At 64.5% G+C, this 26678-nt stretch carries 24 protein-coding genes; 11 read left to right on the plus strand and 13 right to left on the minus strand.

The genetic code is table 11. The features are described from left to right. Positions 1-66: 66 nt before the first annotated feature. The 4 genes from ACR9WD_RS07415 to ACR9WD_RS07430 form a co-directional block, all read right to left on the minus strand. Positions 67-681, minus strand: a complete 615-nt coding sequence (locus ACR9WD_RS07415) for a flavodoxin family protein (RefSeq protein ID WP_434923095.1) — start codon at positions 679-681, stop codon at positions 67-69. Positions 682-735: 54 nt separating this feature from the next. Continuing rightward, positions 736-1371 (minus strand): cyclodeaminase/cyclohydrolase family protein, encoded by a 636-nt coding sequence (locus tag ACR9WD_RS07420; protein WP_434923096.1) that lies wholly within the window; start codon positions 1369-1371, stop codon positions 736-738. Beyond that, positions 1361-1576 carry a DUF6480 family protein gene (locus ACR9WD_RS07425; protein WP_149597728.1) on the minus strand — a complete coding sequence of 72 codons (216 nt, stop codon included), beginning with the start codon at positions 1574-1576 and terminating at the stop codon, positions 1361-1363. The genes ACR9WD_RS07420 and ACR9WD_RS07425 overlap by 11 nt, the downstream gene beginning before the upstream one ends. A 141-nt stretch (positions 1577-1717) precedes the next feature. Next, complete coding sequence (locus ACR9WD_RS07430) at positions 1718-2446, minus strand: esterase/lipase family protein (RefSeq protein WP_434923097.1); 729 nt, start codon at positions 2444-2446, stop codon at positions 1718-1720. Positions 2447-2992: 546 nt separating this feature from the next. Here ACR9WD_RS07430 and ACR9WD_RS07435 point away from each other — a divergent pair. From ACR9WD_RS07435 to ACR9WD_RS07445, 3 genes are all read left to right on the plus strand, one after another. Next, positions 2993-4951 (plus strand): peptidoglycan DD-metalloendopeptidase family protein, encoded by a 1959-nt coding sequence (locus ACR9WD_RS07435; RefSeq protein WP_434923098.1) that lies wholly within the window; start codon positions 2993-2995, stop codon positions 4949-4951. Between the two features lie 193 nt (positions 4952-5144). Further along, the gene (gene ffh / locus ACR9WD_RS07440; protein ID WP_121866742.1) at positions 5145-6707 is read left to right on the plus strand and encodes a signal recognition particle protein; all 1563 of its coding nucleotides are present in this window, start codon (positions 5145-5147) and stop codon (positions 6705-6707) included. Positions 6708-6848: 141 nt separating this feature from the next. Beyond that, entirely contained in the window at positions 6849-8042 is a 1194-nt protein-coding gene (locus ACR9WD_RS07445) for a hypothetical protein (protein ID WP_434923099.1), read from the plus strand. Positions 8043-8119: 77 nt separating this feature from the next. On the opposite strand, the gene ACR9WD_RS07450 is transcribed toward ACR9WD_RS07445, so the two are convergent. Next, on the minus strand, positions 8120-9832 hold the full coding sequence (locus ACR9WD_RS07450; protein WP_434923100.1) for an AMP-binding protein: 1713 nt from the start codon (positions 9830-9832) through the stop codon (positions 8120-8122). 472 nt (positions 9833-10304) lie between these two features. Between ACR9WD_RS07450 and ACR9WD_RS07455 the strand changes: the two genes are divergently transcribed. From ACR9WD_RS07455 to ACR9WD_RS07465, 3 genes are all read left to right on the plus strand, one after another. Further along, entirely contained in the window at positions 10305-10688 is a 384-nt protein-coding gene (locus ACR9WD_RS07455; protein ID WP_038991473.1) for a hypothetical protein, read from the plus strand. 260 nt (positions 10689-10948) lie between these two features. Next, on the plus strand, positions 10949-11461 hold the full coding sequence (locus ACR9WD_RS07460; RefSeq protein ID WP_434923101.1) for a hypothetical protein: 513 nt from the start codon (positions 10949-10951) through the stop codon (positions 11459-11461). A gap of 150 nt (positions 11462-11611) precedes the next feature. Beyond that, positions 11612-12415 (plus strand): IclR family transcriptional regulator, encoded by an 804-nt coding sequence (locus ACR9WD_RS07465; protein WP_038991476.1) that lies wholly within the window; start codon positions 11612-11614, stop codon positions 12413-12415. 43 nt (positions 12416-12458) lie between these two features. Here the strand turns inward: ACR9WD_RS07465 and ACR9WD_RS07470 are convergent, their stop codons facing one another. From ACR9WD_RS07470 to ACR9WD_RS07485, 4 genes are all read right to left on the minus strand, one after another. Next, the gene (locus ACR9WD_RS07470) at positions 12459-13421 is read right to left on the minus strand and encodes a hydroxymethylglutaryl-CoA lyase (protein ID WP_434923102.1); all 963 of its coding nucleotides are present in this window, start codon (positions 13419-13421) and stop codon (positions 12459-12461) included. After that, positions 13418-14659: a CaiB/BaiF CoA transferase family protein gene (locus ACR9WD_RS07475; protein WP_434923103.1), complete on the minus strand. Its 1242-nt coding sequence runs from the start codon at positions 14657-14659 to the stop codon at positions 13418-13420. The genes ACR9WD_RS07470 and ACR9WD_RS07475 overlap by 4 nt, the downstream gene beginning before the upstream one ends. Positions 14660-14684: 25 nt before the next feature. Further along, the gene (locus ACR9WD_RS07480; protein ID WP_434923104.1) at positions 14685-16106 is read right to left on the minus strand and encodes a GntP family permease; all 1422 of its coding nucleotides are present in this window, start codon (positions 16104-16106) and stop codon (positions 14685-14687) included. Between the two features lie 283 nt (positions 16107-16389). After that, positions 16390-18096 carry an AMP-binding protein gene (locus tag ACR9WD_RS07485; protein WP_434923105.1) on the minus strand — a complete coding sequence of 569 codons (1707 nt, stop codon included), beginning with the start codon at positions 18094-18096 and terminating at the stop codon, positions 16390-16392. 148 nt (positions 18097-18244) lie between these two features. Here ACR9WD_RS07485 and ACR9WD_RS07490 point away from each other — a divergent pair, with 148 nt between their 5' ends. After that, positions 18245-19105: a carbohydrate kinase family protein gene (locus ACR9WD_RS07490; RefSeq protein WP_434923106.1), complete on the plus strand. Its 861-nt coding sequence runs from the start codon at positions 18245-18247 to the stop codon at positions 19103-19105. A gap of 127 nt (positions 19106-19232) precedes the next feature. Next, positions 19233-20102, plus strand: coding sequence for a VOC family protein (locus ACR9WD_RS07495; protein WP_434923107.1), 870 nt, complete (start codon positions 19233-19235; stop codon positions 20100-20102). Between the two features lie 74 nt (positions 20103-20176). On the opposite strand, the gene ACR9WD_RS07500 is transcribed toward ACR9WD_RS07495, so the two are convergent. The 3 genes from ACR9WD_RS07500 to ACR9WD_RS07510 all read right to left on the minus strand — a co-directional run bounded on the left by ACR9WD_RS07500 (position 20177) and on the right by ACR9WD_RS07510 (position 23088). Continuing rightward, the gene (locus ACR9WD_RS07500) at positions 20177-20968 is read right to left on the minus strand and encodes a CatB-related O-acetyltransferase (protein WP_149596832.1); all 792 of its coding nucleotides are present in this window, start codon (positions 20966-20968) and stop codon (positions 20177-20179) included. Positions 20969-21035: 67 nt separating this feature from the next. Then, positions 21036-22841: a glycosyltransferase gene (locus tag ACR9WD_RS07505; protein WP_434923108.1), complete on the minus strand. Its 1806-nt coding sequence runs from the start codon at positions 22839-22841 to the stop codon at positions 21036-21038. Between the two features lie 124 nt (positions 22842-22965). After that, positions 22966-23088 carry a hypothetical protein gene (locus ACR9WD_RS07510; RefSeq protein ID WP_256370204.1) on the minus strand — a complete coding sequence of 41 codons (123 nt, stop codon included), beginning with the start codon at positions 23086-23088 and terminating at the stop codon, positions 22966-22968. Between the two features lie 60 nt (positions 23089-23148). On the opposite strand from ACR9WD_RS07510, the gene ACR9WD_RS07515 reads away from it, so the two are divergent. After that, positions 23149-23277, plus strand: a complete 129-nt coding sequence (locus tag ACR9WD_RS07515; protein ID WP_255209554.1) for a hypothetical protein — start codon at positions 23149-23151, stop codon at positions 23275-23277. Positions 23278-23397: 120 nt separating this feature from the next. Here the strand turns inward: ACR9WD_RS07515 and ACR9WD_RS07520 are convergent, their stop codons facing one another. Continuing rightward, positions 23398-24405, minus strand: a complete 1008-nt coding sequence (locus tag ACR9WD_RS07520; RefSeq protein ID WP_434923109.1) for an ABC transporter substrate-binding protein — start codon at positions 24403-24405, stop codon at positions 23398-23400. 81 nt (positions 24406-24486) lie between these two features. Between ACR9WD_RS07520 and ACR9WD_RS07525 the strand changes: the two genes are divergently transcribed. Together ACR9WD_RS07525 and ACR9WD_RS07530 are read left to right on the plus strand one after the other, a co-directional pair. Beyond that, complete coding sequence (locus ACR9WD_RS07525; RefSeq protein WP_434923110.1) at positions 24487-25605, plus strand: FecCD family ABC transporter permease; 1119 nt, start codon at positions 24487-24489, stop codon at positions 25603-25605. Then, positions 25602-26657, plus strand: coding sequence for a FecCD family ABC transporter permease (locus ACR9WD_RS07530; RefSeq protein WP_149596835.1), 1056 nt, complete (start codon positions 25602-25604; stop codon positions 26655-26657). The genes ACR9WD_RS07525 and ACR9WD_RS07530 overlap by 4 nt, the downstream gene beginning before the upstream one ends. Positions 26658-26678 lie beyond the last annotated feature (21 nt).

Below are 26678 nucleotides of genomic sequence, written 5' to 3' on the forward strand. Positions count from 1 at the left end.
AGGGCACCGGCCGCCGCAGGCCAATGGCGCACCGCTGATCTGCAGGCTGCACCCAGTCTTCGGAGGCTAGCCGGCAGGGCAGGTACTGGCCTTGAGCAGCCGCGCCAGATGGGCCGCGTGGCGGGTGGCAATGCCCGTGGCATTGGCCGTGGCCTCAGGGGTCTGCTGCAGATCCTGGTAGCCGGTGGTGTGCATGGCCTGCCCCACCCAGTAGGTCGAGCCCTGGGCCGCCAGGGTGAACCCGACATCGGCCAGGCCCTGGCCCAGAGCCGCGATCACGTGGTGCGCGCCATCCTCATTGCCCACCACTGCCACCAGGCCGACCTTGCCGAAGAGGATCGGGCGGCCCTGCTCGTCGGTTTCCGACAGCTCGGCATCGAGCCGTTCCAGCACCCGCTGGGCCAGGCTGGAGGGGTGGCCCACCCAGATCGGGGTGGCCAGCACCAGGATGTCCGCGGCCAGCAGCTTCTGCCGGATCTGTGGCCACTGGTCTCCGCCTCCCATGTCCTTGAGCACTCCGGGCTCCACATTGAAATCGGCATTGCGCAGGATCTCGGAAGACACCTGGTGCTCCTTGAATTCGGCCGCCACCTGCCGGGCCAGCAAATCGCTGCTGGAGGCCTTGGGCGAGGGGGAGAGGGTGCATACCAGGATCAATGCATTAATAGGCGTCTGGGTCATAGTCATCATTCCTTGTCATCGATGCCTTTGCCTTCGGCAGTGCGTGCAGCCGGATCAGCGCTTGATGCGCGCATCGATGCGCGCGGCCAGCTCTCCTGCATTTTGCATCGCCCGGTCCAGCGATGCTGCGGTATCCCATAACCCGGCGTGCTTGACCTGCGCCGGGCCGGAAGCCAACTGGGAAAGGTCATAGCGCAGATTGCTGCTGGCAGCCTTCAGCACTGCGCTCAGCATGCCCAGGGTAGTGGCGACATCGGCCACCAGTTGCGGCTTGGCATGCTGCGAGAGCCAGCGCAGGTCATCCAGAGCGGTCATGGCCAGCGCGCCGAGTGCGGCAGAGGATTTCGCGGCCTGCAAGCAGGCCTGTGCAAGGTGGCGGTCGCGCTGCTCCGAGGCCGGTTGCGCGTAGGCTACCCCGAACTCCGCGGAAGCCCGCGCATCACGGTCTGCCATGGCCAGCGCGTCGAGCCGCAGCTGCTTGGCCCGTGCCAGCAGGCCGGTGAGTTCGGGCTGTGCGGTCCCCGAAGCCGATACGTAGCCGCCGGACATTGACATCAGCGCGGCGGCGGCTGCGAGCATCAGCGCCGCCGCGGCTCCGCCGCCCGGGTTCCCGTCCGATTCAGCCAGCTCCTCCAGCCAGCGTCCAATGCGTGCATCGCTGATTGGACGCTGCGCCAGGCTATTCGCCATGCCCCTGGTCTTGGCTCATCGAACCTTCACCGGGCGGGGTTTCACCCGGCGGCACCGAACCGCCCGGTTCCAGCCCGGTAATCAGTTGCTCTTCTGGATCGGGGTTGGATGTGGCCGCGGCCTCGCGGTTGGCTGATTGTGCATCGTCGTGTGCATCGTCGCGTTCGCCATCGTCCTGCGGCGCGGAGAATTCCTGCGGGTCCATCGGGTGCTCCTGTCTGCATGATTGCTGGAGGTGAGAGTCCAGCCCGTGTCCGCTCACGCTAGACAGCGCTCAGCGGCCGGTTCAACCGCATGGAGCAATTCACACCGAACGCTCGGATTGCGGTGCGTTGCCTGCCGGGGATCAGCCGGCCGAAGGCGATTCATGCCCCAGGTGCTTGAGCACTGCTGCGTGCAGGCGCGCATCGGACAGCAACCGGAAATGCCCCAGCGTGGGCAGCTTGATATTGGTGGCTCCGGCCAAGTCGCAGCCGCCGGGGATGTGCGGGTCGAAGCTGCTGTAGATGGAGATGATCCGCGAATTCACGCTCAAGTTGGCCGAGAGCTTGAGCAGCCCCTGGTCATTGGGGGACAGGGCCCGCAGGGAGCGGATCGGAGCATAGCGTGCATAGCGCGAACCGGAGAAGGGGGTGCCGATGGCGATCATCCGGTTGACCCGGTAGCCCTGCAGCGAGGCGGCCATGAGGTACTTGCCGATCAGTCCGCCCTTGCTGTGCGCCACCAGCACCGCACCGTCGAGCTGCTCCTTGGCCAGGTAGCGGGAAACTGCCTCGGACATCTCCGGCACGGTGCCGTGGTTGAAGCCGAGCTGGGGGATCACATGCACCGGGTGGCCGGCTTGGTGCAGCGCCTTGGCGACCGAGAGCATGAATTTCCAGGATTCCCAGATTCCCGGAATCAGGACCACCGGTTCGGCCGCCGGGTCGCTGCCCGTGCGCAGCTGGTCGGCCGGCGTGCCTGGCAGCAGTGAACGAAGCTGCCAGGTGCCGGCATAGAGATAATCTTGCAGCCATGCGCAGGACAGCACGGCCCACCGGAAAAGCCTGCCGGCCAGGGTGCTGGTCTCCACCATGGATCCTCCGTTTTTCACCGCGCTGCGGGGACCGGTTGCTCCGGGGTCCCTCCTCACAGCATTATCAGCACATCAGCACGGTTCAGGCAGGAAGCGACATTGCCCGCCCAGGGATTTCCGGGTTTCCGTCGGCCGGCCAGTTGTCGGCAACGCGCCGAATCGAGGCGGGAATCCCAGGTGGAATCGGCGCTCGCCGGAAGACGGGCAGGCGTCGGAATTGCAACGATTTGATGCCGGATTTCCGGGGTCTCGGCACGACTGGGATGGTGCCGCGGGAGAACGGTGTTCCGCCGAATCATCCCCGCCGTTGCAAAAGCCCTCAACTAGCCATGGATTATTCTTCGGGCTAGGACTATTCTGAGGTTCTGTTGAGTAATTGCAGTTTTGGGGGACTGGCAAGTTATGAAACGACAACATCATGGTTTAAGCAGTTCTATGCCGCGCGGAGTCTTGGGGACCAGGCGCCGACTGCCGTATGGCGCACTGGCTATTGCTGCGGCATTTGGCCTGAGCAGTGCATTGGCGTGGCCCGGTGCAGCCGGTGCAATGCCTGCCAGGGCCGAATCAAGCACCGTGGCCTTCAGTGCGCAATCCCAGCCGCCACTCGGTAGCGACGTCGTCACCGTACCGGACATGTCCGAAGTGGCCGGCATAGAAATCACCGGCCTGAAATCTGGCACTGAGAGGCTCGGCGGGTCCGAGCCTGGCCCGGTGGCACAGGTGGCCGAACATCGAGCGGCCATGACGGCAACGTCGAGTACGGGGATAACCGTGCCGCCCGCACCGATTGCCGCGTCCCAGGAGATCCGGCCGGCCATGCTGCGCACCGGCCTGCTGCTGGAGCACCCGGTGGCCACCCGGCAAATCTCCAGTGCGTTCGGCTGGAGAGCCAACCCGACAGGTGCCGGGCACCAAATCCACATCGGCCAGGATTATCCCATTGCCTGCGGCTCGCCCGTTCGGGCCAGCGAGACCGGCAGGGTGATTGTCGCCGGCTGGGCGGGCCATTCCGGCCAACGGGTCACCATTGACCACGGGAATCGGGTGCAGACCGGATACAGCCACAATTCGCTGCTGCTGGTAAGCGTTGGCGAATTCGTGGTCCAAGGCCAAGTCATTGCGTTGTCCGGGACAACAGGCAATTCCACTGGCTGCCATGTGCATTTCGAAGTCATCGTCAATGGGCAGTGGCAGAATCCGAGCAACTACCTGCCGATGGCCGGCGGGCAACGGCGAGCGGTACTTGCAGCCGGGTCATTTGCGGTGGACGCCGGCAGTGCCCTGCGCCAGCAATCGGTTGCTGGAGCATTTGGGCATTCCTCCGGGACCTCAAGCAACCGCGGCTCAGCAGGCGAAGAACGCCCAACCCGTGCGAAGCATTACCAGGCTGACCCGGTGCAGCCATCTGCCGACGGCAACCAGAAAGAGGCCAAGGCGGCCAAGCCTAAGACCCAGCCGAAAAAGGATCACTCGAAAACCAGCCCGTCTCCAAGAACCACGCAGGCGGCACCGCAGCCGAGCAAGGCGCCTAAGCCGCCGAAGAAGCTGGAAACCGAACGCCCGAAGGCCCAGCCAACGCCTTCGCCAACGCAAACTCCTGTTCCAGCTGAGCCAAGCGCGCCGACTCCAAGCGCGCCAACGGCAGCACCGACTCCAAGTGCGCCGACTGCAGCACCAACGCCAAGCACTGGACCAGTGGAGCAACCCAGCGCTTCCGCATCACCTACCGCGTCACCCACCGAGTCGACGATGCCTTCGGCATCACCGAGCGCCTCGGAGTCTCCAGCCCCGGAGAATCCAACAGAGGAGGTGGAATCCTCCAAGGCGCCTCCATCGGCCGAGCCGACCCTAGCTCCTGAACCGAGCCCGGACTCGGGTATCGAACCGCAGCAGGAGAAAGAAACGGGAAACCCGGACATCTCGGAACATGAGGAGCAAACCGAGCCCACGGCCGGGACAGAGAAGATCATCGGCGTAGCCCAGCCGAAGATCGTGGACATGCAGGCAGAGAAGGACCAGAAGGCTTCACCTGTAGCCAAGGAGCTGGCGCCGGCCAAGCCTGCTGCTCCAGAGAAGAAGGGCGCAAAGAAGCCAGCGGCTGACAAGCCCAAGCCGGCAGTCGCGGACAAGCCGAAGGCGGCTGTTCCGGCGAAGAAGAAGGCGCCAGCACCGGCCAAGCCCAAGCCGGCAGTCCCGGCCAAACCCAAGGCGCCAGTGGCCAAACCCAAGCCGGCAGCTCCGGCCAAGGCGGCTGCGCCTGCAGCGAAGAAGCTTGCGAAGGCGCCGGCCGCAACGGTTCCGCAACCTCAGCCGAAGCCGAAGCCAAAGCTGCAGCCGAAACCAAAGCCTCCAGTTGCGGCGCCGGCCGTGCAGAAAGCCGCCCCGGCAGCGGCCAAGCCGAAGCCGAAGGCCACTGTTCCTGCACCGGCTGAAGCTGCGGCCCCGGCCAAGGTGCCGGTTCCGCCGGCAGGCACCGCGCCTGCTGCCAGCGAGGCCAAGCCGTAGCCCTTGGCTGCCGGCACCCGAAGCTGCTCCCGTCCTTTCGGAGGGGAGCAGCTTCGGCGTTGCGCCATAGGCTGCTCGTGAAACGCTGCACAGCTGGTTAGTCCGGCGCCCGATTATTGATATTCTTGGGAGTTGAGTCCTGTGCGATTTTCCAATGCGCACCACAAGACCTATCGAAAGAAGTGCCCGGCACGTGTTTAATTCACTTTCCGATCGCCTGACAGAAACCTTCAAGAACCTGCGCGGCAAGGGCCGCCTGAGCGAAGCGGATATCGACGGTACCGTACGCGAGATCCGCCGCGCCCTGCTTGACGCCGACGTCGCCGTGCCGGTGGTTCGCGGCTTCGTGGCCCAGGTGAAGGAACGTGCCCTGGGTGCCGAGGTCTCCGAGTCGCTGAACCCGGGCCAGCAGGTCGTCAAGATCGTCAACGAGGAGCTCGTGGGCATCCTGGGCGGCGAAACCCGCCGGCTGAACCTGGCCAAGAACCCTCCGACGGTGATCATGCTCGCCGGCCTGCAGGGTGCCGGCAAGACCACCCTGGCCGGCAAGCTGGCCAAGCACCTGAAGGCCGAAGGCCACACCCCGATGCTGGTGGCCTGCGACCTGCAGCGCCCCAACGCGGTCAAGCAGCTGCAGATCAACGGCGAACGCGCCGGCGTGCCGGTCTACGCACCGCACCCGGGCGTCTCCTCCGAATTCGACACCCCGACCGGCGATCCGGTAGCAGTGGCCCGCGACGGCGTGGCCGAGGCCAAGGCCAAGCTGCACGACATCGTGATTGTCGATACCGCCGGCCGCTTGGGCGTGGACACCGAGATGATGGCCCAGGCAGCGAACATCCGCGCCGCCATCAACCCGGACGAAGTGCTCTTCGTCATCGACGCGATGATCGGCCAGGACGCGGTCAACACCGCCCAGGCCTTCCATGAGGGCGTGGACTTCACCGGCGTGGTCCTGTCCAAGCTGGACGGCGACGCCCGCGGCGGTGCCGCCCTGTCGGTGGCCTCGGTGACCGGCAAGCCGGTCATGTTCGCCTCCACCGGCGAGAACCTGGACGACTTCGAGATCTTCCACCCGGACCGCATGGCGTCGCGCATCCTGGACATGGGCGATGTGCTCACCCTGATCGAGCAGGCCGAGAAGAACTGGGACAAGGGCGAAGCCGAGCGCATGGCGAAGAAGTTCGCCGACCAGGAAGACTTCACCCTGGACGACTTCCTCGCCCAGATGGCCCAGATCAAGAAGATGGGCTCGATGAAGAAGCTGCTGGGCATGATGCCCGGCGCGCAGATCTCCCGCCAGCAGCTCGAGCAGTTCGACGAGCGCCAGATCGACCGCGTGGAGGCCATCGTCCGTTCGATGACCCCGCACGAGCGCGTGGCCCCGAAGATCATCAACGGCTCTCGCCGCGCACGTATCGCCAAGGGCTCGGGCGTCTCGGTCTCCGAGGTCAACCAGATGCTGGAGCGTTTCGGCGAAGCGCAGAAGATGATGAAGAAGATGGCTGCCGGCGGCGGCATCCCGGGCATGCCGGGTGCCGGCAAGGGCGCAGCCCGCAAGGCGAAGGCCAAGGGCAAGGGCAAGAAGCAGAAGTACGGCAACCCGGCCAAGGCCGCGCAGGCCGAGCTGGAAGCCAAGAACAAGAAGGCCGCAGCCCCGAGCGGCGCCGCCTTCGGCGCAGGCGCCAACCAGGACTTCGATCCGTCGAGCCTGAACCTGCCATCCGGCTTCGAGAAGTACCTGGGCAAGAAGTAGGCCCTGATTCCCTGTACCGGGAAGTGACCGCGCCATGGGAACTGGAACCAGTTCCCAAGGCGCGGTTTTCCTTTGCGGACCACAGCGCCACCTATGATTGATAGATAACGACAATCCCACCCGCGAAAGGGGTCCGCCTCCGTGGATTCAACCGAGTTCAACTACCTCAACCTGGAGTTCATCTTCATGGGCGACAAGCCTGATGCGGCGGCGCTGATCCGCACCGCGCTGGCCGACCGGCGCCTGCTGGGATTCATCGGCGGGGCAGTTGAACGCGAGCATTCCACCGAAGTGATGGCCGAGGTGGCCACGGTGAGCGAAGCCCGCGATGCGGTGCTCTACCGCATCGATGCCAAGGGCAAGCTGCGCGAAGGCTCGCGCGTGACCAAGCTGGTCCACGAGCTGAAGAACTCCACCGGTGCCGACTACGTGCTGGTGGACGGGGACGAGATCGACGGGCCCAACCCGGATGAGGAGCTGCTCGGCGACTACGGCACTTCCAGCGAGCTGCTGCACGGTCCGAAGCTCAAGGGCTCCGAGCTGGTGCTCGCGGCAGGCTTCGAGACGAACGAGATCACCGTGTGGGAGACCGGCGCCGGGCTGATGGCCATGCCCAAGGAACCGGTCTATGCCCCGAGCATCGGGCGTTCAAACCGCCCGTACCTGTCCCTGGACCGTACCGGCAATGTCATCACCGCAACCATCGAAGCCAAGGGGCCGCGGCTGGAGCTGTTCGGCTCTTCGATGTCCATGACGGTGGACCTGGAACGCACCGTCATCCTGGAGCCGGAAGCGGGCAGCCCGGCAGCGGTGCGCCTCGAAGAGCTGGATCACCTGCTCCATGGCTGGGACGAGACGGAACTGGAGCTCGTCGAGCAGCTGGTCGAGGATCCTGCCCACCGCGCGGAGGCGCAGCAGCTGGCTCGCGGCAGCAGGGATTTGAAGGATCTCAAGCGCCTGCTGACGCTGCTGGGCTTCGATGCGCGCAGCGTCGACTACCTCACCGGCCGTCCGCTGCCCGAGGAACGCCGGGTGATCACCACCGGCGGCCCGTACAAGACCATCAAGTCGGCCCTGGCAGAGCAGGAGCGCGAAGCCAAGGGCCTGGAACGGCTGCTCTACCGGCACAACTGGAACCCCAAGGCGCTGATCGGTTCAGGCGCAGCGGTGCTGGCATCCGGTGCGGCAGTGCACCTGGTGCTGGCCAAGAGCGAACGCTTCGGGTGGCTGCCCAAGCCGGCGCGCCAGCTGCTGATGCTGGCCTGGTACGCCGACGGCGCCTTCTACCTGGGCAAGGGCCTCGTCGACGTGCTGAAAGCCAAGCGCAGCCGCTAGCCAATCGCAGCAAACCAAAGGCCAGCCCGGCAGGTAGCGAGAATGCTTCCTGCCGGGCTGGCCTTTGCCGCAAAGTCCTAGCCTCGGTCCTTCAGTTCAGGGAAATCGGTATCCCGGTACTCTCCGCTGACGATGGTGCCGGCCGCATGCCGTTCCTCCTCGGCCAGGCGCAGCTCCACGCGGCGGATCTTGCCCGAGATGGTCTTGGGCAGGTTGGTGAATTCCAGCCGGCGGATCCGCTTGTAGGGGGCCAGCTGCTCGCGGCAGAAGCCGAGGATGTCCTTGGCCACCTCGGCGGATGGCTCCAGGTTGCCGGCCAGCACCACGAAGGCCTTGGGCACCGAGAGCTTCAGCGGATCAGGAGAGGGCACCACGGCCGCCTCGGCCACCGCAGGATGCTCCAGCAGCACCGACTCCAGCTCGAACGGGCTGAGCTTGTAGTCGCTGGACTTGAAGATATCATCGGCGCGGCCCACATAGGTCAGCACGCCTTCCTCATCGCGTTCGGCGATATCGCCGGTGTGGTAGACGCCGCCCTGCATCGCTTCGGCAGTCTTCTCCTCATCGGCGAAGTAGCCCTTCATCAAGCCTGCCGGAGCCGGATCGAGGCGCAGGCAGATTTCCCCGATTTCAGCCAGCTGCCCGGTGGTCGGGTTGCGCAGTTCCACCGCGTAGCCCGGCATCGGGCGGCCCATCGCGCCGACCTTCACCTCGGTGCCCGGCGAATTGGCGATCTGCACCGTGGTTTCGGTCTGCCCGTAGCCATCGCGGATCACCTGGCCCCAGGCCTTGCGCACCTGGTCGATGACCTCTGCATTCAACGGCTCGCCGGCGGAGACCAGCTTGCGCGGGGGAGTCTTCAGGGTGCCCAGGTCCGCCTGGATCAAATAGCGCCAGACGGTGGGCGGCGCGCAGAAGCTGGTGACTTTCTCCACCGCCATCTGGTTCATCAGCGCCAGCGGATCAAAGCGCTCGTAGTTGTAGACGAACACCGTCGCCTCGGCGATCCACGGGCCGAAGAAGTTCGACCAGGCGTGCTTGCCCCACCCGGGGGATGCCACATTCAGGTGCACGTCGCCTGGTTCCAGGCCGATCCAGAACATCGTTGCCAGGTGGCCCACCGTGTACGAGGTGTGGGTGTGCTGGACCAGCTTGGCCAGCGAGGTGGTTCCCGAGGTGAAGTAGAGCAGCATGTTCTCATCGGCCAGCGTCGGGGAGTCCAGGCTGAATTCGGCCGGCGCCTCGTGGGACTTGCCGTAGTGCAAGGTGCCTTCGCTGGCCTCGCCGCGCACCTGGACAATCCGGTAGTCCCCGGGGACCGTGTCGAATTTGGCGACCTGGTCATGGCTGGTGATCACCCAGTTCGCGTTGCCGCGCTCGATGCGGTCGGCCAGATCCGCGCTGACCAGCTGCGTGGTCGACGGGATGATCACTGCACCGAGCTTCATGCCCGCCAGCATCACCTCCCACAGGGCCACCTCGTTGCCCAGCATGACGATGATGGTGTCGCCGCGCTGCAGGCCCTCATCCGAGAGCCAGCGGGCCACCTGGGTGGAGCGGCGCGAGAGCTCGGCCCAGCTGTAGCGTGCGGAGCTGCCATCGGGTTCGGTGAGGATCAGTGCCGGTTCATTGGCCCGCGCCGGGTCCTTGGCCACCTGATCGAACCAGTCGTAGGCGAAGTTGAAATCGTTGAATTCCGGCCAGGAGAACTCGGCCCGGGCCCGGTCGTAGTCATCGCGTGCTGCCAGCAGCAGATCGCGTGCTGCCCGGAACTTGCCGGTATTGCTCATCAGAGTCCTTTGCATGATGGGCGCCAGCGCCCAAGAGAATTCTTCGGTCTTCTGGAATCAATATACTTCAGTGCCCAGTTCTGACGAATTGTTGCGACATCATGCGCGGTAAGAGTGTTGAAGTTCGCAAATTCTGCCCAACAAATTCCACTGCAGGCATACATAGTGCCTGAATGCTGTATGCCGGAGAAATGCTCGACCATCTGGTGCCTTGTCCGTCACGGTCGAGGTCCGCCTGCCGCCATGTCGTTTTGGCCAGGTGCTTTCTGGAGCAGAACTCGGGCCGACGGGGTGCCGGCTGCCAATCAATCAGAACTCGAACTCATATTCCGTTGTAGGCGCTTTGAAGTGTAAGGACGATACTTATTTTAGTGGTAAATCGGTGGCAAAGTTGCGTCATCGAGGAAATCTCGGCGAGAAAGGCTAGAAGCCTGCACTCAGGATGACATAGGTATAAGGAAAAGGCCTGCAGATGGGAATCACACCGACGACTGGAGCGGCCCATGCGGAAACTTCTCGCATGGACTTCCGCGAGATTGTGCGGAGGCTGAATGCATCCCTTGGGGCTGCAATGGTTTCCGCGATGGCGGGAGCAAAGGATCCTAAGGCAAGCTACCGCTGGCAAAGGGAGAACGGAACGGTCCCTTCGAATGCGTCCCAGACTCGTATTATGCTGGCTCACCGTGCTTGGAAGATGGTCTCGGATGTTGATGGAGAACAGGTGGCTCGCCAATGGTTCCTTGGAGCTAATCCCTGGCTTGACGAAATTTCACCTGTCGAAGCGATCCGCCAAGATCGGTTCAAGGCTGTGATTGATGCAGCCGAGGCGATGTCCTCAGGGGGATGCAACGGCTAATGAACGGTACATTGGAAGAAGTGGATGGCCGGCCAAGCATAGCGCGTGAACCGTTGGCTGGCTTTCGCATCGCAGCTGAAAGCTACGGTGCACTTAATCCCCCGGAACGGGGTTACTTCTTCCCCGACGAAGTCGGCGTGTGGAACAGGTTTGACACCACTGGGCGCACTCTCTAGGCGGCATCTACGCGCCAAGGCGCTTTTACTGAATGCCTCTACGGATACCGGCTAGACCATAAAGCGCGGACCGCTATCGACTTCATGGCAGAACAGTTCGGCATCAGCCAGGAGGAAGCCCACGCCCTCTACATCGAGGAACAGCAACGGCTTGGACACGATGAACTCGGAACGTTCCCCAAAAACTGGTGCGAAGGACGTCGACTCTACGAACTGGCCAGCAAAGAAGACCTCGTCTGGTTTGACCTAAGCTCAGCGCATTCGCTGGAATATATCGACCGGAACTTTGGCCCCGAAATCTCCAAATCCTGTGATGTGAACGCCGTTGACCTATTCCACCTGTTCGGGGCAAATCGCAAGCTGACCACTTTGATTTCCACGAGCCTACGCAACCTGAGGCTTCACGATGGCAGTTTCGCTGACGGAATCCGCTTCACATCCCGGCATGGCGTCGGCATGTGTTGGGCCTTGTGGATGAGACGTACCGACGACGGGCTCGACAACGATCTGGTCGTCGCCACTGAAGGCCAGCAGATACTTGCGGATGATCCAGATCTGCTAAACGTCTCTCAACGGTTCAATTTCCGCGTTGGCTAATTGTTGTGACAGGCGCCTCCGCTTCACTGCCTAAGTCAGTCTGTGCAAGATCGGCCCTTGTCGAATCTTTGGTTTCTTGTTGCGTTGTGCCACTACCTCTGAGAACCGTGGAACTGGACTCGCCGATGCCGATGGTCTAGCGTCTGGACTATGCCAAAGGACGAGACACCAGCCAAGCAGCAGAACCCCCTCTTGGTCCTGGGGAAAATCAGCGCCATCCTCGATTCCTTTTCACTGCGCCAGCCGGTGATGTCCTTGGCTGATATCCGCGAGGCAACGAATCTGCCGGCCTCGACGGTGCAGCGGCTGGTCGCGAATCTGGTGGGGCAAGGCTTTTTGGACCGCGAGGATGACGGCTACCGCATAGGAATGAAGATGGCCTACTGGGCCGCGCCAGCCACCCGCGGCCGTGAAGTGCTGGATGTCATCATCCCGTCCTTGCGCGAGCTGCGCGACTTCACCGGGGAAACAGCCTGCCTGTTCCGTGCAGAGCAGCACTACCGAGTGTGTGTCGGCATCGCCGAAACACGCCATGCGCTGCGCCGGGAAATGCACCTGGGCGAGCTCGCACCGTTGCATGCCGGATCTGCCGGACGCGTGCTGCTGGCCTGGAAGCCCGAGCTGATGCAGCGGCTGCAGGATACGCGATTGGAACCGCTGACCGATGCGACGATTACCGGCATGGCCAGCCTGGAGCAAGCGGTTGCGCAGACTCGTGCCGATGGTTTCGCTATCACCACCGGCGAACGCGAAAACGGGGCATCGGGGCTGTCCGCGCCGGTGTTCGATTCCGCGGCCGGCCTGGTGGCGGCAGTGACCATCAGCGGACCCACCATGCGCATGCCGCGCGAACAGTGCGAGAGCTGGATCGAGCCGCTGCTGGATACCGCTGAGCGGATGACACGGCTGATCGGCGGGCGCTTCCCCGGCGAAACCCACCGGCCCGCCGTGTAGCGCCGCACGTTTAGCGGCACGCAGCCTGGTGGGCAGTCTGGAACTAGAGGCTGTTGGAGCAATCTGGTGCTTGATCCGAGGAGATCACCCAGTCGAAGGCAGCCGCCTTGGAACGCGCTCCCTGGGCCGACTTTGAACGATTCGGCTCGCCCAATTCCTGCAGCAGGGATTCGGAGAGTTCGACGAACCCGGCAAAGCTCTGCGGGGTGAGCCATGATGGCCGCGTGGCAAACAGGATGTCTTCGCTGGAGGTATTCCCGCTGGCTCCGGGAGCGAAGGGGCATCCGCCCAATCCGCCTAGCGCGCCATCAACCAGGCTGGCTCCTGCCGAGATCGCAGCCAGGGTATTGGCAACACCCAGCCCCCAGGTGTCGTGCCCGTGGAAGACGATGCGCCGCTGCGGGGATTCGTCGCGGACCTTGGAAATCAGCGCCGCAACCTGTGCGGGCACTGCCTGGCCCAGGGTGTCGCAGATGACGATATCGCAGGTGCCCTCGGCCCGGGCATCATTGGCGATCTCCAGCACCCGTTCGGGCGGGACCTGCCCTTCGAAGGGGCAGGTGAATGAGGTGGCCAGGCATAGCTGGATCCGTCCGCCGGCTTCACGGGCGTAGTGCACGGCTTCTGGCAGGGCATCGAGACTCGCCTCGGTGCTGCGCCCGATATTCGCCTTGTTGTGCGCATCGGATACGGAAAGGCAGTACTGGAAGTTGCGGATGCCTGCCTTGGCCGCCTTGGCTACATGGCCGGGGGTGGCCACCCAGATCCAGCAGCGTTCCAGTTCCTCGGGGCGCAGGCCTTCAGCGACGTCGAGGGTGTTGGCCATGGGCGGCACCAGGTCGGCGCGGGCCATCGATCCCAGCTCGATTTCCTCGACGCCGAGCCGGATCAGCTCGCGCACGGTGCGGATCTTCTCTTCTGTGCTCAACAGCTTGCCGGTCAGTTGCAGTCCGTCTCGCAGCGTGACATCCCGCAACGCGGCGGCAGGGGTGAATGCGTAGCTCACGCCATATTCCTTTCTCCGGCCGAGGCCTGCGCGATTTGCGCATCGGTCATTCCCAATAGTCCTGCGAGTACTTGGGCGGTGTGCTCTCCAAGATCCGGGCCCAGGTTCCTGATGGGCAGCGAGGCACCGCCCATGACCGGGACGATGCCGGGGAAACCGACATTATGCAAGGTCTCTTCCCCGGTGGAGACATCGAGGTGCTGGATCATCTTCCGGGCGCTGTACTGCGGCTCGCTGGCAATGTCCTGTGCGGTGTAGATCGGGCCTGCGGGAACTTCGGCCGCATCGAGGATGGCCAGGGCCGCGCGCGAGTCGAGGCTTGCCGCCCATTGGCCGATGGCGGCATCCAGCATCTCCCTGGCTTCCCAGCGCTGGGCATTGCTCTGCAGGTGCGGATCGGTGCCGAGTTCCGGCCTGCCGATCGCTTCCATGTAGCGGCGGAAGATCCCGTCGCCATTGCCGGCCACGACAATGCTCGCCCCGTCGGCGCAGATGTACGCATTGGAAGGGGCAATGCCTTCCATGCGCCCGCCGGTGCGGCTCCGGGTTTCGCCGTAGGCGCCGTGGTCAGGGATCAGCGATTCCATCATGGAGAACATGGCCTCGTGCAGCGCCACGTCGATCACCCGATGATCCAGCCCGAGACTTGCTTTGCCGCCGCGCGCTTGTTCCCGCTGGAACAGCGCCATCACCGCACCGAAGGCGGCGTACAGTCCGGCAATGGAATCGCCAATTGATACGCCAACGCGCACCGGTGCGCGGTCCGGATCGCCCACCAGGTTGCGGAAGCCGCTGAAGGCTTCGGCCACGGCGGCGAAGCCGGGGCGTTCTGCTAGGGGGCCGGTTTGGCCGAAGGCCGAGATGCGGGTGATCACCAGATCGGGATTCGCAGCGCTGAGCTCTTCGGGACCTAGTCCCCATTTTTCCAGCGTGCCCGGGCGGAAGTTCTCCAGCAGCACATCGCAGTGCTTGACCAGATCCAGGACGGCGGCCCGGCCGGCGTCGCTGCGCAGGTCCAGGACGATGGACTTCTTGTTGCGGTTGATAGTCCTGTAGAGCATCGAGACACTGCCCTTTTTCAGCCGCCAGTTGCGCAGCTCGTCTCCGGTGCCGGGACGCTCCACCTTGATCACCTCCGCGCCGAAGTCGGCAAGGAGCCGGCCCGCAGTGGGTGCGGCAATGTAGTTGCCCAATTCGAGAACGCGGACACCCTCCAATGGGGTGATGTGCTCTGGCATGCGCTGTCCTTCCTGTGCTGTGGCGCTAGATGAAGATGTTGAGGATCATGACCATGCCAAGGGCCACGATAGAGGCTACCGACACGCCCACGCTGACGGTCTTCAGGGCGCCGCGGACGGTCTGCCCGAACAGTGACTGCAGCAGCCAGAATGTGTTCGAGGTGACATGGACCATGAACAACGCTCCGGAACCTGCCGCCAATGCGATGAGCACCGGGTCGATGCCCAGGCTCGGGGCGATCGGGGCCAGCAGGCTGGCAGCCGTGATTCCGGACAGGGTCACCGAGCCTACCGCGATGTGCAGCAGAGCGGCGATGCCCCACACGACCACCAGCGGGGCGACGGTGCTGGCGGAGAAGAACTGGCCCATGATGTCTCCCAGCCCGGCCGTGGAAACAGTGGCCGCCAAGGAGCCGCCGACACCGGTGAGCAGCAGGATCTGCCCGCTTTCCTTGAAGCCGTTGGACACGCCGCGGTCAATAGCCTTCTGGCCGACGGTGAAGCGCGCGACGGTGATCGTGCCGACCAGGCCGATGAGCAGCGCGACGACCGGATTGCCGACCAGCTGAATCCAGCTGGCTTCGTAGCCGAGGATTTCGGCCAGCGCGCCGCCGGCAATGAGCAGTAGGGAAGCGAGCAGCGGCAGGAAGAGCAGGAACAGGTGGGTTTCGCGCCGTTGCGCGGTCTGCACTGTGGTGGCAGCGGAAGCAGTTCCGGCTGCGCCGGTCCCTGCCTGCACCTCGCCGGATCCTCCGGCGTTGTTCGTCGTGCCTGCTCCCTGGTGTGGCTCATCGGCGGCGAGCAGCTGCTCGTCGCTCTGCGCTTTCCAGAAACCGCGGTCGAAGAAGAAGGTCATGATGGCGACGGAAATCAGCACCGTCGGCAAGACGACCAGCAGGCCGAAAATCAGCATCTTGCCGAGCGGAACTTCGAGCATGCCGGCCAGGGCGACAGCGCCCACGCCGGGGACCATGAGCACGATGCCGACCTCGCCGGCGATGGCCATAGCGGTGGCGATGCGAGCGGTACCGTGCTTGCCGATCTTCGGCGCCATGCGCCGGGCCAAGGGGGCCGCGATGACCAGCAGCACGTCAAGGAAGATGGTCTGCAGCGCGGTGCTGACGGCCAAGGCCATGGAATACGGCAGCCGCTTGGGGCCAAAGGTATTGAGCAGGTGTTCCACCAGGCGGCGGATGGCTCCGGTCTCATTGAGGATGGAGCCCATCAGCACGCCGAAAGCTACCAGGAGCCCGACTTCGACCATGATGTCGCCGAAACCCTGGGTGATGGTCTCGATGGTCTTGGTGGCCCCCAGGCCGGTGGAAAGACCCAGATACAGCGAGCCGATGACCAGGGCAATGACGGGGTTGACCTTGAATCTGACGATAAGCAGCACGGCGGCAAGCACTGCGACCGCGGTATTTATCAGAATCGCGATATCGGACATCTTGGATCCGTTCATGAGGAATCAGGGGAGGGGTGTGACCGAAGCCACGGCATGAAAACCCATAGTATGAGTCTTGGCTCACAATGTAAACCGGTAGCTTCTTAAGCTAGAAACCTCTGGAAATAAACCCTGGACGTGCGCATCGTGAAACAGGTACGTAGCGCTTCCCCGCGAGCTTCATCCGCGGCGAGATGCGCCCGGAGCGACTCAGGATGGGCGGCAAAGAAAAAACCAGGGCGCCTGCCGAACCCATCTCCGGAAAGCGCCCTGGTGCCAGAAGTGATTACCCCTTGAGCTTCGGGAAGTCGGTATCCCGGTATTCGGTGCCAGCTGGGGTATCGCCGGTGTGCCGCCGTTCTTCTGCCTGGCGCAGTTCCACGCGGCGGATCTTGCCCGAGATCGTCTTGGGCAGATCGGCGAATTCCAGCCGGCGGATGCGCTTGAAGGCCGAGAGGTGCTCGCGGCAGTAGGCGAGGATCGATTCGGCCAATTCCGGGCCCGGCTCATGCCCGCCGGAGGCGACGATGTAGGCCTTGGGCACGGTCAGCCGCAGCTCATCGGGTGCCGGCACCACCGCCGCTTCGGCCACGCCGGGGTGCTCGATCAGCACCGATTCCAGCTCGAAGGGGCTGATCTTGTAGTCGCTGGACTTGAACACATCATCGGCACGCCCGACGTAGGTCAGCACGCCGCGCTCGTCCCGCTCGGCGATATCCCCGGTGTGGTACACGCCGTCCCGGAAGACCTCATTGGTCTTCTCCTCGTTCTCGAAGTAGCCCTTCATCAGGCCCAGCGGACGCGGGGTGGTGACCAGGCAGATTTCTCCCACTTCGCCTTCCTCGCCGGTGGCCGGATCGCGCAGCACCACCTCGTAGCCGGGCATCGGCCGGCCCATCGCGCCGATGGTGATCGGCTCGCCTGGCGGATTCGCGATCTGCACCGTGGTCTCGGTCTGCCCGAACCCGTCGCGGATCACCTGGCCCCAGGCCTTGTTGACCTGGTCGATGACTTCGGCATTGAGCGGCTCGCCAGCGGAGACCAGTTTCTGCGGGGGATTGGCCAGCGCGCCCAAATCGGCTTGGATAAGCAGGCGCCACACGGTGGGCGGCGCGCAGAAGCTGGTCACCTTTTCGGCGTCCATCTGGTTCATCAGCGCGATCGGGTCAAAGCGGTCATAGTTATAGAGGAAAACAGTCGCCTCGGCGATCCATGGCGCAAACAGGTTGGACCACGCATGTTTTGCCCAGCCCGGCGAAGCGACATTCAGGTGCACATCACCAGGTTCCAGGCCGATCCAGAACATGGTGCTCAAGTGGCCCACCGGGTAGGACGTATGGGTGTGCTCAACCAGCTTGGCCTTGGATGTGGTGCCAGAGGTGAAGTAGCGCAAGAGCGTTTCATCGGCGCGCGTGGGGGAATCGAGCTGGAAACTGGCCTCGGCCTGGTGGGACTTCGCGTAGTCGAGATTTTCTTCTGGCACGCTGCCGCCGATCTGGATCAGCGTGTAGTCCCCGGGCACGGTGTCGAACTTCTGGATCTCGGCCTCGTTGGTGATCACCCATTGGATGCGGCCGCGATCGATCCGGTCGGCCAGGTCCGTGGGCGTCAGCTGCGTGGTGCACGGGATCAGGATGGCGCCGAGCTTGATTCCGGCGAGCATCGACTCCCAGAGCTCAACCTGGTTGCCGAGCATGATGGCAATGGAGTCCGAGCGGTTCACGCCCTGGTCGGCGAGCCAGCGGGCCACTTGGGTGGAGCGCTCGGAGAGCTCGGCCCAGGTGCGCCTGATGGAGCTGCCGTCTCGTTCGGTGATGATCAGCGCCGGCTGATCCGCCCGCTGCGGATCCTTGGCAACCCGGTCAAACCAGTCAAAGCCGAAATTGAACTCACTGAACTGAGGCCAGCTGAACTCGGCCCGTGCCTTCCGGTAATCGTTGCGCAATTCCAGGAGCCGATCTCGGGCAGCTCTGAATTCATCGGTAACGCTCACAACTAACCTTCCCTCGCGTGGACAATGGCGCCCCGTCGATAGAGTGAGGCGGATCACTGGCCAATATACTTGGAAGTCCAAGGGTTTGAAAGCGTTGTTGCCGACCGAAGCCTTGAATCACCTGAGGCTGGGGGTATTTAATTAGTGCATGAGCCAGCAGCCCAAGGTGCTTGTCTGTGGTCCATCCAGCTGGAATCAGCTGGTTGAGCTTGACCACCTGCCCGAACCCCGCCCCCAGCAACTCCTCGCGAACAGCGCATGGCGTACCGTCGGTGGCATTTCTGCGGGCAAGGCACTGCACTTGAGTTCGCTGGATGTCGCCACCGAGCTCTTTACCCAGGTAGGCGACGATGAATCCGGGCGTGCGCTGCGGCGTGCGCTCTTGGGCGCTGGCATCAACCTGCAGGTGGTGCCCAGCGCGAGCACCGAGCAGCACGTTAACCTCATGGCTGGCGGCCAGCGGGTCTCGGTCTATCTTGCCACGCCGTCCACTCCCGCGGATGCGGATGTCGAAGCCGTTTGCGCCGCGGTGCGCGAAGCCGATCTGGCGGTGATTGATCTGAGCGAGTTGGGGTTGCGGGTCATTGAGCGATTGCGTGGGCCGGCCGTGCCGCTGTGGGTCGACCTGCATGACTTTGATGGCTTTACCTCGTTCCATCAGCCATTCCTGGGCGCGGCTTCTGTGGTTTTCATGAACGATGATGCCACCAGTGACCCGTGGGAGCTGCTGGCCGGTTGCCTGCGCCGCGGCCCCGTTCTGGGCATTTGCACGCTGGGGGAGCAGGGCGCGGTGGCCATGGATCGCCAGGGCCGGCGTTGGGAAGTGGCCGCGCCAAAGGTCGAGGTGGTCGATACCAATGGTGCCGGAGATGCCTTCATGGCGGGATTCTTGGCGGCCCGGCTGCGCGGCGCGCCAGTGCAGGCGTCGATGGAGGCGGCTGCCAGCAGTGCGGCGGCAGCGCTATCGAGCAGGCATCTGCACCCGAAGCTCGCCCAGTTGCCAGCCTAGCGGAGCGGTGCACCCGATGCGTTCAATGGCGTGATCACCGGAACACCAGAATGTACTTGAAGCATCAAGTAAATTGGAGTAGGGTGATAGCCAACAGGAAGTCCTGATCGGAAAGAAGGCGCGGGAGATGACCATGCTCAAAGAAGACAAGCTCGCCGCAACCACCCACATGAACGCCGTGCAACTGAAGGTCGGCGACATGAAGGTCGTGAGCGAGTACTACCAGCAGGCATTGGGACTGGCTGTTTTGGATGAAACCGCGGAAGGCACCCGCCTGGGCCGCGGCACCCAGGAACTGGTCAACCTGCAGAACGCGCCGGGCCTGCAGCTGCCGTCGCGCAACGAAGCGGGGCTCTTCCATACCGCGCTGCTCTTCGACACCAAGGCCGATCTGGCAGCCACCGTGCTCTCGGCGGCCCAGTTCGACCAGAGCCGCTTCGTGGGCAGCTCGGACCACCTGGTCTCCGAGGCCTTCTACTTCACCGACCCGGAAGGCAACGGCATCGAGCTGTACTGGGACCGTCCGCGCGATACCTGGAGCTGGAGCGGCGGCGAGGTAGCCATGGATACCATCTACCTGGATCCGAACAAGTTCCTCAATGAGCACCTGAATGAGCAGGCCATCACGGGACAGCGCCAGGCCGCCGCCGATATCGGGCACGTGCACCTGCAGGTTGGCGACGTCGCCACCGCCCGCCAGTTCTACGTCAACACCCTGGGCTTCGACGAGACTGCCACGCTGGGCAACCAGGCGCTGTTCGTCTCCGCTGGTGGATACCACCACCACATGGCGATGAATGTATGGAACTCGCGCGGCGCCGGACCGCGCAAGGACACCCTGGGCCTGGGCGAGGTGCTGATCAACGTCCCGACCGAAGACGAGGTGGGCAAGCTGGCCGAACGGCTGGCCTTCGCCAAGGTGGAGAACCACCACACCGGCGCCGAGCTGCGTTTCAAGGACCCATGGAACAACGAGCTGCGCGTGGCAGTGGGCTGATCCAGACTCTGGCCCGACAGCTTAATTGCCCCGGGCGCCCGCCAATTCGGCGAGCGCCCGGGGCATTCCCATGTTCAGTTGCTTGCGGACTGCAGGGACTCCAGGTGTTCGGCGATATGCCGGGCGGTCAGCGGCTGGGTTTCTAAGGGCTTCAGCGTGCCGGCCGCTGCCCGTTCAAGCACCTGCTCGGCAAAGGCCGCAGGGTCCGACACCTGCAGCGGCGTGAGATCCTCCGGGGCGTACCGCCACCATTGGGAGGCCTTCAGCGCTTCGGTGGTCTGGGCATCAAAGCGGTCGCGGATCTTCTTCGCCGGCAGCCCGCCCACCACGGTGAATGGCGCCACGTCCTTGGTGATCACCGAATTCGAGGCGATGGCCGCTCCATCGCCAATCGATACCCCATGGCCCAGGGTGACCTTCTCGCCGATCCACACATCGTTGCCGATGGTGATCTTCCCCGGCGTGTAGCTGTACTTTGTCGTGCCCAGTTCCACGCCGCGATCGGCGCAGTAGGTCTGCATCAGCAGCCGCTGGTTGTAGAACACCGGGCTGGTCGAAGCCCACTCCAAAGGGTGCTTGGCACCCATGACCGACAGGCCCTTGGCGATCGAGGTGAAGCGTCCGACGCTGATGGCCTTGTTGAGCTTCGAATGCGTATAGGAGAACGCTCCCATGCGCGGCAGTGCTGTTCCGCTGGTGCCCCAGAAGGTGGTGTAGGGATCCAAGGCGAGGTCTTCCTCGTAGCTGACCCAGGCACCGGGGTTGTAGGTGCTTCCGGTGTCCTCGAAATCCTTCATGCCAGGAACCGTCATGAGGATCCGGTGGCTCTTGAGCAGCGGCCGCAGCTGGGACATCTTGATTCGCATGCGATCGAGTTTATCGAAGCGGGCTTGGAGAATTGTCCATGGGCGCGGAGCACGCGCTGGATGCCGGCTACTGCTCGGGGCGGAAGGAGAGGTTCTTCTGCGTCGTGAAGTAGGGCAGGATCATCGATTCGGGCAGGCCCAGGCGCTTGTCTTCAACATCCTTGCCCACCCGCAGGCGCAGGTTCACGTCCACTGCCGTGTCCTGCTCCGGGATCTCGCCCAGCAGCTGGGGATCCACATCGAAGAAGACCAGTTCTCCCTCCACGCCGGTGCTGGGCACCGAGGCGAGCTCTTCCTTGCTGCCGCGGTTGACGAAGACCAGCTCGAAAACGGCATCGGCGGGCAGGGCATCGAGGTCCGCATGATGCTCTACCTTCACCTGCAGTCCCTGGCCCTCGGGGAATTCCACGCCGCGCAGCCGCGCATCGAAATGCGGGACGTCGCTGGTTGCGGCCTTCTTCTTGAACAGCTTGGCGATGGACACGGTTTCCTCCCAGAGCGAGACGAGATCGCGAGACTGGTACTCGCGGGCAAAAGTGCGGGCTTGCTGCGACATCCTCGCGGCCAGCGCGGGGTCATCCATGAGCTGCTCGACGCGGTCCGCCATCAGCTGGATGTCCCCATGGGGGACCAGGAAGCCGTTGCTCCCATCGGTGATGCTGTCGGCGGGGCCGAAGTTGATGTCGAAGGACACCGGAATGCATCCCTGCGCCTGGGCTTCGAGGATCACCAGGGCCTGGCCCTCGTTGGTCGAGGTGAACAGCTGGGCCAGGCAGGAGGCGAAGCGGCGGGGGAGCTGATCGGAGAAGCCGTGGAAGACCACCTGCTCGCCCAAGCCCAGCTCGGCGGCCCGCACTTCCAGCGCGTCGCGCTCGCTGCCCTCGCCCACGATGTGCAAGGTGGGATGCTTGCCGCGGCGCGACAGCTCATGGACGGCATCCAGTGCGGCGGCCACATTCTTGTTGGGGGTCAGCGAACCGGCGACGATCAAATCCGTGGCGCCGCGCTCCGGTTCTGGCGGCTGGAGAACCGAAGGCTTCAGCGGATTGGGAATCACGAATGCCGAGTCCGGATTCCCGAAGCGCTCGACATAGGCCTGGCGCTGCGCGCGGGTCAGGAAGACGAACGCATCCCAGTTGGCGCGTTCCTCGATGATCGGGCCGTGGCCCTTGGAAAGCTTGCCGGTGGCCAAATCCTGCCCCTTGGCCACATGAATGCTGTGGAAGGCGAACACCTTGGGCACATGCACGGTTTTCCAGGAGGCGAGCATGGCCGCGGTGAATTTGCTGTCGATGACCACCAGGGAGTTCGGGTGGTCGACGATCTGCGAAAGCCAATAGCGGTAGAACGATGCAGCGCTGTTGAAACGCGCCACCAGCATTCCGGTGCGGTCGAATGCCTCGACGACGCGGCGGTGCTTGCCGTCGTGGAACTTCGTATCGGTCAGGAAGACCGTGCCGTCGTTGCGGAAGTAGGCGGTCTGCCTGACCTCGCCCTCCGGACCGGCCACGCTGTGCTCGCAGAACAGGCCGGTCCCGCCGGGATGGCGAACGGAATCACTGAGGGTGAAGTCCTGGTGCGCGGGTTCCGCTTTCCTGTCCGGGATGCGCTCCTGCGGCTGCAGGTCATGCTCCGCCAGGTAGAGATAGGGGTTGAGCACCTTGACCTTCGGCGAGAGCTTGCCGCGTTCCACGAGCTCTTCGGCGATCTGCGGAATCTGCGCATTCGGGGCGAAGGTGATCACAGCGGCCGAGCCATGGCGCTCGGCGAAAGCCGCCGCGCGCTGGGTGCAGACGGTGGTCATCCCGCCGAATTCGCGCTCCAGCTTCCACGTCACCATATAGGCGTCCACATGCTGTTCCTTGAATACCACGGTGAAGGATCCTTAGGTTGACCACAGGAAAGTTAATTTCACACGAGGATAGGCAGTACCCCGCGCCAGATTTCAGCCTACGCGGTGAAGCTAGGCGGGCGCTGGGAATGCGCCGTTGTGCCGGTCACACCGCGTCATCTGCCCATCCGCCAAGGTGCTCGCCGGATGCGCTGGAATCATGGGAAGAATCGCCCAGTTGGCAGTATCCCTTGCCCTTCTGGGCGAAACTTCCTATGGTCGTGGTCATGGGGTACTCTCCCCGCATTTGTTGGAGGCGCAGTGCGTCTCCGGTAAAGGACGGCACGTCATGTCGAGCAAATCCCCGCGCAAGGGCGAAGCGAAAAAACCAGGCAAGAGCATCAAGGAGAAGCGCGCTGAGAAGCGGCTGAAGCACGCGGAGAGCGCTGTCGATCCGGTGCGCAAGGCCGCCAGATAACCACTGATTGAGCGCGGCACCTTTCGGGGCCGCTAGTTAACAGCATCGAGTCCCTGCCTACGGCGAATGACGCCGGGCAGGGACTCGATGCTCTTTAATGGTTGGAGCTGCTCGCGGCCGCTATGGCAGCTGCGGGTCGACCTCGAAGTGCTCGGCCACCTGGGTGATGACCTCACCGGCGCCCTGCAGCGAAACCGAGGAGAGGAAGATCGAGTCGTCAACCGGCACGACCTCGCCCTCCAGCTTCTCCCACAGCGGGTTGGAGGTGAACTTCTTCTCCTCGGCGCGCGATGCGTCACCCTCGGCACCTTCCGGCGCCCAGGTGGACTGGAAGATCACTTCGGCGTCGGCCTTCAGGATTTCTTCCGGCGAGAGCGGAACAAAAATCGATTCGGTGGTGTCCGGCGCGTCCTTCGGGCGCGGGATGCCCATGTCGACCATGATCTCGCCGATGAACGAATCGGTGGCGTACAGGCGGGCGGTGTCCTCGCCGGCGAAGCGCACCAGCGAATAGGTGGTTTCCGGCTTCTTCGCCAGGATTTCCTTGCCCACCGCGGCGGCACGGGCCTCGTAGTCGGCGACGGCCTGCTCGGCCTGCTCCTTCTTGCCCAGGGCCTCGCCCAGCAGCACCACATTCTCCTTCCAGGTCGGACCGGTGGACTCGGAGAAGATGGTCGGGGCGATCTTGTTCAGCTGGTCGTACATGGCGCCCTGGCGCACGTCGGCGGAGATGATCACATCCGGCGCGGTGGCCAGCAGCTTCTCCAAATCCGGTTCGGCGATGGTGCCGACGTTCACTGCCTCATCGGTCAAATCCGAGATGTCGCCGAGGTACTCCGGGAAGGGATTGTCGCCCTGGCGGTACTCGGTGTAGGCCACCAGCTCGGCGCCCAGCAGCATGGTTGCATCCACATAGGAAGGATCCAGCGCGGCCACGCGCAGCGGGCGCTGCGCCAATTCGGTGGTGCCGCGGAAATGCTTGATGCTCGCCGGGAAGCTGGCATCGGCCTGCGCGGTGGCGGCGGTTTCAGCAGGTTCGGTGCTCGGCGCCGAGCTTGCGCAGGAGGACAGGGCCAGCGAGGCCGCCGCCAAGGCCGCGGCCAGTGCGAGGATGCGGGGAGTATGCATGCGAGTGCTTTCCGTGAAGACGATTTACTAAATGACGCATGATGTATTTTTGCCAGCCCTATTTAGGTAAGGGTAAGCTCAATGCGCGAGATGAACAGTAGCACGATTCCGGCCGCACCGGTCAACATCCTGCGACATAATCGATCGCAACCCCCGTTCGCACCCGCCGCGCACCTCGCGGCCCGAGAAAGGCCACCGACCATCAACCGCACCACACCGCGCATCAGCTCACTGCTGGTCCTGGCCGCCGCGGTGGGCGCCGCTATCGGGCTCAGCCTGTGGATCGGCAGCACCACCTCCAGCTTCGCCGAGCTGCGCCACGCACTGCTGGCACCCGACGGGCAAGTCAGCGACATCGCCATCCGGGAGATCCGCTGGCCGCGCACCGTCACCGCACTGGCCGCCGGCGCCGCCTTGGGCATGGCCGGCACGCTGATCCAGGGGCACACCCGCAACCCGATCGCCGAACCCGGCCTGCTGGGCATCAACCAGGGCGCGGCGTTGGCCATCGTCTCGGTGGCCGCCTTCACTGGCCCGCAGCCGGCATGGACCCAGGCGCTGCTGGCGCTGGGCGGGGCGCTGCTCGCGGCCCTGGTGGTCTTCGGCATCGGGCGCATCGACGGGCGCGGCGGATCGCCGATCACCCTGCTGCTGGTCGGTGCCGCGGTCACCTCGCTGTGCGCCGGGGTGGTCTCGGCGATCGTGCTGCTCAGCGAGGCCGCGCTGGAAACCCTGCGCTTCTGGCAGGTCGGCTCCGTGGTCCAGGGCTACGAGTCCTTCCTGTCGCTGTGGCCGCTGCTGATCGCCGGCACCGTGCTGGCGCTGGCCAATGCCCGCGGGCTGAACGCGCTGACCCTGGGCGAGGATTCGGCACGCGGCCTCGGGATCACCGCCCTGCACGCCCGCGGCCTGGGATTGGCCGCGATCGTGGCGCTGTCCGGGCTGGCGGTCACCCTGGCCGGGCCGATCGCCTTCCTCGGCCTGCTGGTGCCGCACATTGCCCGGCGCATCTTCGGCGCCGACTACCGCTGGGTGATCCCCGGCTCCGCGCTGTGCGGGGCGCTGATGCTGTGCGTGGCCGATGTGCTCGGCCGGATGCTCGCGCGGCCCGGGGAACTGCCGGTGGGCGTGGTCATCGCGCTGCTCGGCGCACCCTTCTTCATCTACGTGGCCCGCCGGCGCAAGGCGGTGGCCGTATGAGCACCCGGGCGATTCCCAAGCCGGCCCAGGTGCTGCGCGCCCGGCGCGCGGCGGCTACCGGGCTGCTGCTGCTGGCCGTGGCCTTCGCCGCCTTCTGCCTGCACCTGGCCATCGGCGGCACCCCGATCGCCATCGGCGATGTGCTGGCCACGCTCTTCGGCGCGGCCCCGGATGCGCGCACCGAACTGGCGATCACCGAATTCCGCCTGCCGCGCAGCGTGGCCGCGGTGCTGGCCGGAGCCGGGTTCGGCGTGGCCGGGGCGCTGACCCAGAACGTGGCGCGCAACCCGCTGGCCAGCCCCGACATCCTCGGGGTGACCAACGGCGCGGCCCTGGGCGCGGTCTGCGTGCTGGCGATCAGCGCGCACACCGCCGGCCGATCCGAACTGCTGGTGCTCTACGGGCTGCCGATCGCCGCCACCGTCGGCGGACTGCTGGTCTCCGCACTGGTTTTCGCGCTGGTCTGGCGCAGTTCGCTGGAAAGCAACCGGCTGGTGCTGGTCGGCCTGGGGTTCTCCGGGCTGTGCGCGGCGCTGACCTCCTGGATGCTCACCCTGGGCGAGATCTACAACGCGCAGCAGGCGCTGACCTGGCTGGCCGGGACGATCAACGCGATCTCCTGGGCCGACCTCGCCATCGCCCCGGCGGTAATCGTGCTGGGACTGGTGGCCGCGGCGCTGCTGCGCAACCAGCGCGAGGTGCTGGCCCTGGATTCGGACACCTCCCGCGCCCTGGGCATGCACCTGGGCCGCGACCGGGTGCTGATGCTAGGGATCGCCTCGCTGCTGGCGATCGCCGCGACGGTGATCGCCGGGCCATTGGCCTTCGTCGCGCTGGCCAGCGGGCACGCCGCCCGGCTGGTGGCCCGCGGCACCATCCCGCCGGTGCCGCATGCGGCACTGATCGGGGCGATCTTCGTGCTGCTGGCCGACCTGCTCGCGGCCCGCGCCTTCCCGGTGATCCTGCCCGCCGGGGTGGCCACCGCGGTGATTGGCGCCCCGTACCTGATCTTCCTGGTGATCCGCCAGTCCAAGGTCCGCCAGCGCGGATAACCGCTTATCCACATTTCGCGG

It is taken from the genome of Glutamicibacter sp. PAEs-4, assembly GCF_051161755.1.
Lineage (GTDB): Bacteria > Actinomycetota > Actinomycetes > Actinomycetales > Micrococcaceae > Glutamicibacter > Glutamicibacter nicotianae.